We start from the raw sequence: 11202 nt of genomic DNA on the forward strand, positions 1-11202 counted from the left end.
TTATTTAGCATATTCTACAGCTCTTGTTTCACGAATAACTGTAATCTTAATATGTCCTGGATATTGTAGTTCTTCTTCAATTTGTTTACGAATTTCACGTGCTAATAAAATCGAACTTGCATCATCAATTTTCTCTGGATGAACCATGACACGAATTTCACGACCCGCTTGAATCGCAAAGCTACGTTCTACACCTTCATGTTCATTCGCAATAGCTTCTAATCGTTCTAAACGACGAATATAGTTTTCCAAGGATTCACTACGTGCTCCTGGTCTTGCAGCTGATAAGGCATCTGCTGCAGCTACTAATATCGCAATTGTCGAGGTTGCTTCAACATCTCCATGGTGGGATGCAATGGCATTAACCACAATTTTGTTTTCTTTATATTTTTGAGCAATTTCCGCACCAATTTCAACGTGAGAACCTTCAATTTCATGGTCTAATGCTTTTCCTAAATCATGTAATAAACCAGCTCTTTTAGCTAGATTTACATCTTCACCAAGCTCACCAGCCATAATTCCAGCAAGTTTAGCAACTTCAATACTATGATTTAAAACATTTTGTCCATAACTTGTACGGAAATATAATCGACCTAAAATTTTAATTAAGTCTGGATGTAATGAATGAATTCCAACTTCAAATGTTGCTTGTTCTCCAATCGAACGAATTCTTTCATCCATTTCTTTACGAGATTTTTCAACCATTTCTTCAATTCTTGCAGGATGAATACGTCCATCTGCAATTAATTTTTCTAGAGTCATTTTAGCAATTTCTCTACGAATTGGATCAAATCCACTTAGTACTACAGCTTCTGGTGTTTCATCGATAATTAAATCAATCCCTGTTAATGATTCTAATGTACGAATATTTCTTCCTTCACGTCCGATAATTCGTCCTTTCATTTCATCATTAGGTAATGTCATCACAGTAACTGTATTTTCTGCTACTAAATCAGCAGCTGAACGTTGAATGGCTTGTAAGATGATTCCTTTAGCAGCTCTATCTGCTTCATCCTTAGCACGTTGTTCAGATTCTTTTATCATTACGGCACGTTCATGACTTAATTCATCACGTGTTTCCTGCATGATAATTTGTTGTGCCTCTTCACGACTAATCGTTGAAATTCGTTCTAATTCAGCTTTTTGTTCTGATAACACAGCGTCAATCTGTTCCTCTTTCTCCGTCATGACTTGTGCTCTTTCTTGAAGTTTATTTTCCTTATCTTCAATAGATTGTTCACGTTTTTCAAGAACTTCATCTTTACGATCAAGATTTTGTTCTCTTTGAATCATTCTTTTTTCTTGAAGTAATACTTCATTTCTTCTTTCTTTTAACTCATTTTCAACTTCAGTACGATATTTATGATTTTCTTCTTTAGCTTCTAATAATACTTCCTTTTTTAATCGGTCAGCATCTTTTTTAGCATCTTCTAAAATCATTTCAGCCGATTCACGAGCAGCTACAACTTTTTTCTCATAATTGGATTTGAAAACAAAATATCCAGCAACAATTCCGATTACTAAAGTTAAGATCGCGAGGCCTCCAGTTAATAGTTCTGAGTTCATTGAGTCACCTCCGTCTCATTTTTAATTTTTCAAAATTAATTGCATAAACAATCGTTGGATAGAATAATCCAACTCAATAACCATTGTATTATTCTATCCAACTAAAGTCAACTATAAGTCTTTATTTATTCAATGAAGCAAGAAACTTTTTAGAAGATTCATTCAATTCTTCAGACATTTGATGAACTTCTTCTAGTGTTTTCACGACAGCACCAGAGGCTAGAGGATGTCCTCCTCCTCCATGGTTTGCTGCGATTTCATTTACAATAGGGCCTTTAGAACGTAAATTACAACGATAAGTACCATCTGGTTGCTCTACGAATAAGCACCAGCAATGAACACCTTCAACTGTACTAGGTAATGAAATGACACCATGAGTTTGATGTTCTTCTACTCCAAACTCTTTTAATTGTTCTTGGCTTAAAATCGTAATTGCTACTCCATTTTCTGAAATTTCCATATTTTGATAAATGTAACCAGCTAAACGGCTTACTGAAACAGGATTAGTAATCATATGATAAGCAATTTCAGAAATTTTTACTGGAAATTCTAATAATTTAGATACCATTTCAAAAGTCACTGTTGTTGTTGCTGGGTATAAGAAACGTCCAGTATCTCCAACAATTCCTGCATATAACGCATTAGCAACTTCTTCATTCACTTTCCAAGGTGAGTTTTCACTAAAAACAAATTGACATAAAATTTCACTTGTACTACTTGCTGTTGTATCCACATAAGAAATCTTTCCATAAACATCTCTATCAGGATGGTGGTCGATTTTAATCACCTCTGATGGATTTACTTCGTATGGTGAATCAATACGAGGAGTATTTGCTGTATCGTTTACAATAATTAATGAAGCATCAAATACTTCTTGAGAAATTGAATCCATTGTACCAATATATGCTAAATCATCATTCATTTCTCCTAAAGCATATACTGTTTTATTTGGGTATGTTGCTTCGATAATTTTTTTCAATCCAATTTGAGAACCAATAGCATCAGGATCTGGCAACTCATGACGTAAAATAACGATTGAGTCCGCTTTTTGGATTTCTTTATCAATAGCTAATAAGTATTGTTGTTTATTCATCTTTTTTATTAATTCCTTTCCATTAACTGACTAGACATTACTGCTTTTGCTACGATTGTATTTTCTAAATACACTGAAATATCTAATTTTGTTATTTTTCTTCCATTATCTAATGATTGAATTTGTAAAACAATTTCACTATCAATTGGTATCATTTTTAAATAATGCAAATCTAACTGCTCAATAACGGCATTTCTTCTTTGACTACGAGAAATAAATTCTTTAGATGCTACACTCACAACTTCACATAGAACTCCAAAAGATAACATTCCTAAATTATTTGTCATTTGTGGAGTTACTGTAAATTCGAATTTCGCTTGTTGAGCATCCATATCAAGTACATTTAAACTCTCTGCAACATCATCTTCAAACGTATTCCCTACTTGTGGTTGACGTTGAGCTAGTTGCATAGCCTTCATAACATCTTGCCTAGAAATAATGCCTAATAATTCCATATTATCTTGAACAACAGGCAGCATTTCTAATCCATTCCAAATCATCGAATGCGCAACACTAGCAACACTAGCATGTAATTTAGTCACGCTTGGATTTTTCGTCATTACTCTTTCGATAACTATGTGATCACTTTTTCCAATGACATCCTTTGCAGTGACAACACCTACAAGACGATTCGAATGATTCACCACAGGAAACCTTGAGTTTTCGGTTTCTTGATTCAATTTCCGATAATCTTCAACAGTATCATCAATCATTAAATAATGAGTATAAGAAAATTCCGTAAAAATATCTGAAACAATCATAATTTTTTTCTTAATTAATTGATCAGTCATTGCACGGTTAATGAGTGATGCAACAGTAAAGGTATCATAAGTTGTTCCTATAACTGGTATTGCTAATTCATCTGCTCTACGTATTAATTCATCAGATGCAGTAAATCCTCCAGTAATGAGTACTGCTGCTCCCTGTTCTAATGCTAATAATTGAGCCTCTTTACGATTCCCAATAATCACCAATGATTCTGGATGAATATAACGTGTCATTGCATCTTCTGTCATCGCACCAATGACAAAACGATTTAGTATCTTGTCTAAACCTTGAGAACCACCATAAACTTCACCTTCAATAATTTTAACAATTTCACCGAAAGAAAGTTTTTCAAAATTATCTTTTGATTTACGCTCAATTCGAATGGTTCCAACTCGTTCAATCGTTGAAACAACTCCAAGATTTTCAGCAGCCTTTATAGCTCGATATGCTGTACCTTCACTTAATTGCATATTTTTCGCAATCGTACGAACGGAAATCTTTTCGCCAACTGGTAAAGATTCAATGTATTCAATTATTCGTTGATGTTTAGTTGACATATTTTCCCCTCCAAATCAGCATTTATTTCATGCATTGTTTAGGATTCATGTATCGTAGGAATAATTTCTCCATGTGGACAATGTGTAGGATCATCCAGAAAATCTACTAATCGATTAATCAATTCTGGTGAAGAAGCATGTTCAAGTACTTCTGCCTGAACATGTACTTCATCTGGTGAAAAACCTAATGATTGTACTAAAAATACTTCCCATATTTTATGTGTACGTATTAATCGTTCAGCAAACAAAATCCCTTTTTCTGTCAGTCTTGCTCCTTTATATCGAACATATTCCACATAATCTTCTGCTACTAATTTATTTAGCATTTCTGTGGTAGAAGCTGCAGATATTTGAAGCATATTAGTGATTGACTTATTAGAAACTATTTCATGATTGCCACCTAATTTATAAATCGCTTTGATATAATCCTCTTTATTAGGGGTCATATTGTTTCCTCCTTTAAACCTCACTAACAACTTAATAAAAGTATAAAATAACCTTTAATTTCTTCAATAGTATACCATAAAACTGTATTAAAATAAACTAAACATCTGTACTACTCCTCACACTAACAGTAAAATTTTATATAAAGAAAAAAGCGTAATAGTCAATGACTACTACGCTTCAAGAAATCTATTCTATTATTTTAAACGTCCTGGACGAGCTGCGTAACCATAGTATGCATCTGCAAGAATTTCTTCCATGTGAGCTACCATTGGTAAACGAGGGTTCGCTGGTGAACATTGATCTTCATATGCTAATAATGCAATTTCATGGATTGTTTCTTTCCATTCTTTTTCATCTACACCTTGAGCTTTGAAGTTCATTTCAATTCCTACACGTTCTCCTAATTCGTAAACAGCTTTTGCTAATGCATCTACTGCTTCTTCAGGAGTTGATGAAGGTAATCCTAACATTCTAGCAATGTCTTGGAATTTTTCATCTGCACGGTAGTAGTTGTATTTAGGCCATGTAGAAGTTTTAGCAGGACGAGTACCATTGTAACGGATAACATATGGAAGTAAGATTGCATTTGTACGTCCGTGTACTGTATGGAAGAATCCACCAACTTTGTGAGCCATTGAGTGAGACATTCCAAGGAATGCATTGGCAAATGCCATACCAGCCATTGTAGAAGCATTATGCATTTTTTCTCTTGAAACGAAGTCTCCGTTTTTAACTGAACTTTCTAAGTTTTCAAACACTAATTTGATTGCTTGTAATGCTAAACCATCAGTATAGTCATTCGCCAATGTTGAAGTATAGGCTTCAACTGCGTGAGTTAATACGTCCATACCTGTATCTGCTGTAACAAATCCTGGAACTGTCATAACTAATGCTGGGTCAACAATTGCAATTGTTGGCGTTAATGAGTAGTCTGCTAAAGGATATTTACGGTTATTTGCTTTATCAGAAATAACGGCAAATGGAGTTACTTCAGAACCTGTACCTGAAGTTGTTGGGATACCTACATATTTAGCTTTTTCACCTAATTCAGGGAATTTGAATGCACGTTTACGAATATCCATGAATTTTTGAACTAAATCACGGAAGTCGATTTGAGGTTGTTCGTAGAACATCCACATAACTTTAGCAGCATCCATTACAGAACCACCACCAAGAGCCACGATTGTATCTGGTTCGAATGATTTCATAATTTCAGCACCACGGTTAACGGTTGTGATATCTGGGTCTGGTTCAACATCTGAAAATACTTCGTAAATAACTTTGTTAGGACGTAATTCTAATTGTTCAATGACACGTTGTAAGAATCCTAAGTTAACCATTTGTTGGTCAGTTACAATCATTACACGTTCTACATTTTTCATTTTTTGTAAGTATTGAATTGAATCACGTTCGAAATAGATTTTCGAAGGAACTTTAAACCATTGCATATTATTTCTACGTCTCCCTACTTTTTTGATATTTAATAGATTTACAACACTTACGTTATCACCAACTGAGTTACGTCCGTAAGAACCGCAACCTAATGTTAGAGATGGAATGAAGGCATTGTAAACATCCCCGATACCACCAAATGTAGATGGAGCGTTCCAGATTACACGAATTGCACGAACAACACGTCCAAATTCTTTTGCTAATTCTGCATCATCTGTATGAATAGCTGCAGAGTGTCCTAAACCGTTAAATTCAACCATTTGTCTTGCTTTTTCAACACCATCTTCACGAGATTCAGATTTTAAGATTGCAAGAACTGGTGATAATTTTTCACGAGTTAAAGGTTCTTTTTCTCCTACTTCACTACATTCTGCTGCTAAAATATTTGTTCCTTCTGGAACTGAGAAACCTGCTTGTTCTGCAATCCATGCAGCAGGTTTACCTACGATATTTGCGTTTAATTTAGCACCAGCACAGTTTTTGCTGTTTGCTTTTACGCCAAAGCAGAACTCTTCAAGTAAAGCTTTTTCTTTTTTAGATACAAAATAAGTATGGTAGCTCTTTAATTCTGCTACAAATTCATCATAAATTTCTTTATCAATAATAGCTGCTTGTTCAGAAGCACAAACCATTCCATTATCGAATGATTTACTCATTACGATGTCATGAGCAGCTTGACGAATATTAGCTGATTTTTCAACATATGCAGGTACGTTTCCTGCACCTACCCCTAAAGCTGGTTTCCCGCATGAATATGCTGCTTTAACCATTGCGTTACCACCGGTAGCAAGGATAGTTGCAATTCCATCATGATTCATTAAAGCATTTGTAGCTTCAATTGATGGGTGTTCAATCCATTGGATACAGTTTTCAGGCGCACCAGCTGCAATTGCTGCATCACGAACGATTTGTGCTGCATGAGCTGAACTCTTTTGAGCTGATGGGTGGAATGCGAATACGATTGGGTTACGTGTTTTCAATGCAATTAATGATTTAAAAATCGCTGTTGATGTTGGGTTAGTTGTTGGTGTAATACCACATACAACCCCAACTGGTTCAGCAATTAACGTTAAACCTGTTACTTCGTCATCTTCAATAACTCCAACGGTTTTCGTATGACGCATATTATGAACTACGTGTTCACAAGCAAATAAATTTTTAGTCGCTTTATCTTCAAATACTCCACGACCAGTTTCTTCTACAGCATGTAAAGCTAACACACCGTGTTGATCAAGAGCTGCTACTGATGCTTTCGCTACAATATAGTCTACTTGTTCTTGATTGAGCAATCTAAATTGTTCTAAAGCCACAAGCCCTTTCTCTACTAATTCATTGACTTCTTTTTGAGAGTCTACTACTTTTTTCTCTTCACTCACTGGGAATTCCTCCGTTGTTTGTTATTTTTATCACATGTTTATCATAACCTATTTCATCCATTTTGTAAATAGGTGGAAACGAATTTATTTAAAGAAAATATTTCCATCAACTTTGCAAATGAATTTTCATACCAAGTGTTATATTCGTAATTTTTAATATAGAGAGAAGATTTTTCTCCTCTCTATATCAGATTTTTTATAATTGAATCGTTACCCCATTTTCTTCAATTGTAAATTCTTTTGTAGCTAAGTTTGCTACTAAACGAGCTTTTGATTGTTGGTCAGCACTTAAACGTACGATTTCAATCGTTGATTCGTCTGGAGTTGAAATTTCAATTTCACCTTCTAAATCAAATGCTTTTGAAGTATTTCTAAAGCGTAATAATGATAATAGTTGTTTTACAACTGGACGCTCAACTTCTTTTTCAATTTCTTCTAATGTATAGTAATGACGATTAATATTACGTCCTTCTTTTGTTGCTTCAAGAAGTTCAATATCATTTTCACCTGCTAATAATCCTACATAATAAATTTGAGGGATTCCCGGAGCAAAACATTGTAAAATTCTAGATAGTAAGTAACTTGCATCATCATTTCCAAGCGCACTATAGTAAGTACTATTAATTTGGTAAATATCTAAATTATTATATTTCTCGCTAGAATATACTTTCTTAACATTTGCTCCAACTTTATACAATTGTTCAGAAGTATATTCTAATTCTTCATCAGTTAATAAATCTCTTGCATCTACAACACCAATTCCATCATGTGTATCTAATGTTGTAAATTGTTTCATTGGACTCATTTTTAACCAATTAGCTAGACGATTTGATTTTCCACTATATAGTGAATATAAAACTACCATTGGTAACGCAAAATCGTAAACAAAATAATTATGGTTTGCAATTTTCATTTGAATGGAATAATGTTCATGAATTTCAGGCAATAATTCTACTTGATACTTCGCAGCTTCTGCTCTTACTTCATCTAATAAATCCCAAATTTCTGGCTCTACAAAGAAATCATTAGTGTCTAGTTTTTTTACTGCATAGGCAAAAGCATCTAAACGAATTAAAGAACATCCATGACTTGCCATATCTTTAATCGTTTCACGAATAAATTCTTTTACAATGGCTTTATTCACGTCTAAGTCAATTTGTTCTTCGCCAAATGTATTCCACACTTCTTCAGTTGTACCATCTTCAAAATGAACTGTTTGGAATGGTGCTTTATCTTTTCTCTTATAGATTAAATCAATATCTTCTTGTGTTGGACGTCCTGGTGGGAAAAATTCATGCACACGAATAAACATATCTTTATAAGGAGAATTTTCATGATTCTTTTTAAAATCTTGGAAAAATTTTGATTCACGAGAAATATGATTAATCATAAAATCAAACATTAAGTAATACTGTTCTCCTAATGCATCGACATCTTCCCAGCTTCCTAAGTCTGGATCAACTGTCGTATAATCACTTGGTGCAAATCCTCTATCACCTGTTGAAGGGAAAAACGGAAGTAAGTGTACTCCTCCAATTGATTCTTTAAAGTAAGTTTCTAAAACGAATTTTAGATCCTTCATGTTTTTTCCTAAGCTATCTGAATAAGTAATCAGCATGGCTTCATTTTTAATTTGCACATTTATCAACTCCTATTTCTACCAGTGTTAAACCGGTTGCATAAGTGTATTTTACCAAATAATAAAACGTTTGCATACTCCTATATAAAAATTTTTTTGCATGTTATTTCCGACTCCTGTATACTAGATGAAGATTATTTCGAAAGGATGTTATTATGTCTATCATTTACGAACACGAACCTTTACAATTATATAAAAATTACGAAAAAGCATGCGCTGATTTTCCAAATACAAAAATCTATTTCGATAAAGTATTATCTACTTTTCCTGAATTTGGATTAGAAACAACTTACCAAGAAAGTTTAACCATCATTCAAAAACGTGCATTTCAATTAGCAAATTTAGGCATTCAAAAAAGAGAAAAAGTGATGGTGTATAAATCCTCTGCTGTCGATACTTATTTATTAGCATGTGCTATCTCCTATTTAGGAGCTATTCCACTGATGACCTCTGCTCACTTACCTGCTTCCATCATTGATACATTTTTTGAGCGATTAGAAGATGCTTGGTTAATTTACGATGATGAAACAGCAGAAAAAGTGATGCTTTTACAAGAAAAAAATAAAGCAAAGGCTGTTTCTATACAAGAAATCCAAGAACAAATTGAAACCATTACCCCTTTCGTTTCTCTTGATACAAATGAAATTAGTTATATGACACACACTTCTGGAACAACCGGTATTCCTAAACTAATCGCACACTCTGCTAACAGCATGGGATGGAGAACAGCTTTTCAAAAGAGTATTTTCTCAAAAATGGAAGAAAAAGGCATATTAGCATTCCATATTTCTCCAGTACATTCTCGGTTTAATATCGGTATGTCTTCTTTAATGAGTTTAGGATTTCCTTATTTAGCCATTAAAGATCCAAGTATTCAAAATATTGAAAAACTACTTCGACAATTCCAACCAATTGGTATTGAAACGCATCCGAATAATTTTGTCCAATGGGCTACTCTTGCGAAAAGACGTCCAGAATTATTTGAACATACTCGCTATTATCACTCAACATTTGATGCGATTAATAAGGAAACTATGGCTACTTTCTTAAAAACGAATCGTATGAAAAATGGCATTTATTTACAAATTTATGGACAAAGTGAATGCGGACCAGCCATCATTCGTAAACATACATTAGAATCATTACTAGGAATAAATATCCGTAATATGGGAGTCGGGTTTGAACATTTTACAAAGGCAAGAATTGCAACAAATAATGGCACACTTCTTCCAATAAATACACCTGGAAATATTCAATTATATTCTAAAGGACGAGCATTAACATACTTTAAAGAAGATGAGCGATTCCAAGAAAATGTGTATGATGAATGGTGGGATACAGGTGACTTCGGAATGATGAATGATAACGGTGAATTACTACTTCACGATCGTCAAGTAGACTTAGTAGAAACATTAGAAAGTACACTGGCTATCGAAGATTATTTACTAGACCATCTTCCGTTCCTTGAAGAAGTCGTAATTATTCGTGATAACCATGGTTATCCTCAGCCAATTATTGCGATTACCGATGGAGAGTTCTTCCAAGAGGAATTATGGTTTAAAGCTATTGAAAACTTACCCCATCTAAATGAGCCAATGATTATGGATTATGATAAAATTCCAAGAACAGCAACCATGAAAGTACAACGACGTGAACTCGAACAATTGTTATTTGGTAGTAATTAATATGAATGATAGTAAAAAAGCTCTCCATGTAGCGTAAGCGTCCAATCACCAATCGTATCAAAAACGAGCTCTCCGAAATAATCGGAGAACTCGTTTTCACTTCTATTAATTTAGGTTGTTACTCCTCATCAACTGATAAGGTGCAACAACTTTTTGTTTTTTACTGCATATACGAAGTCAATTCTAATTCTGAAATGTTTAACTGTCTACGATAAGTATGCAGTCAATTCCGACTCTGACATATTTAATCTCTTTGCCCCACTTTCGATTGTAAGGATTCCATCTTTGATTAAGCTAACAATAGTTGTAATAGCGCCTTCTACTCTTCCTTCAGTTCTTCCTACTACTCTACCTTCCATTCTTGCTAGTTCTTTTTCTTCTGCGACATACTCTAAATGCGCATAGTAACCATCCAATTTCCTTGTTCGATCATCATACATCGTTTGTTCCTCCTCCGTCCAGTCAGTTCGATTCATAATCATATCTGCTGTTTCTAATATTGTCTCAGGATTTTGTGTATAAGGTTTGTTACCAAAAAACTCAATCCATCGAACTTTCCTATAGTGTTTTATTTTAGTTGGATCATATTTATCTAATTCTAAAAATGCCATACGCATTA

7 protein-coding genes and 1 pseudogene are annotated in these 11202 nt (G+C 34.0%); 1 reads left to right on the forward strand and 7 read right to left on the reverse strand.

Annotated elements, in window-relative coordinates; translation table 11 throughout:
* The 6 genes from rny to gtfA all read right to left on the reverse strand — a co-directional run bounded on the left by rny (position 1) and on the right by gtfA (position 8898).
* Positions 1-1566, reverse strand: coding sequence for a ribonuclease Y (gene rny, locus RWZ86_RS07310; RefSeq protein ID WP_314680963.1), 1566 nt, complete (start codon positions 1564-1566; stop codon positions 1-3).
* 121 nt (positions 1567-1687) lie between these two features.
* Complete coding sequence (locus RWZ86_RS07315) at positions 1688-2659, reverse strand: bifunctional oligoribonuclease/PAP phosphatase NrnA (RefSeq protein WP_314680966.1); 972 nt, start codon at positions 2657-2659, stop codon at positions 1688-1690.
* Between the two features lie 8 nt (positions 2660-2667).
* Entirely contained in the window at positions 2668-3984 is a 1317-nt protein-coding gene (locus tag RWZ86_RS07320; protein ID WP_314680968.1) for a DRTGG domain-containing protein, read from the reverse strand.
* Positions 3985-4022: 38 nt separating this feature from the next.
* Positions 4023-4430, reverse strand: coding sequence for a metal-dependent transcriptional regulator (locus RWZ86_RS07325; protein ID WP_314680971.1), 408 nt, complete (start codon positions 4428-4430; stop codon positions 4023-4025).
* 195 nt (positions 4431-4625) lie between these two features.
* Entirely contained in the window at positions 4626-7259 is a 2634-nt protein-coding gene (adhE, locus tag RWZ86_RS07330; protein WP_314680974.1) for a bifunctional acetaldehyde-CoA/alcohol dehydrogenase, read from the reverse strand.
* Positions 7260-7455: 196 nt separating this feature from the next.
* A complete protein-coding gene (gene gtfA / locus RWZ86_RS07335) occupies positions 7456-8898 on the reverse strand; it encodes a sucrose phosphorylase (RefSeq protein WP_314680977.1) in 1443 nt (480 codons plus the stop codon).
* Positions 8899-9053: 155 nt separating this feature from the next.
* Between gtfA and RWZ86_RS07340 the strand changes: the two genes are divergently transcribed.
* The gene (locus RWZ86_RS07340) at positions 9054-10583 is read left to right on the forward strand and encodes an acyl-CoA synthetase (protein ID WP_314680979.1); all 1530 of its coding nucleotides are present in this window, start codon (positions 9054-9056) and stop codon (positions 10581-10583) included.
* A gap of 206 nt (positions 10584-10789) precedes the next feature.
* Here the strand turns inward: RWZ86_RS07340 and RWZ86_RS07345 are convergent.
* Positions 10790-11202: pseudogene (locus RWZ86_RS07345) on the reverse strand (hypothetical protein); the annotation flags it as partial.

The organism is uncultured Granulicatella sp., from assembly GCF_963545075.1.
Classification (GTDB): Bacteria; Bacillota; Bacilli; order Lactobacillales; family Aerococcaceae; genus Granulicatella.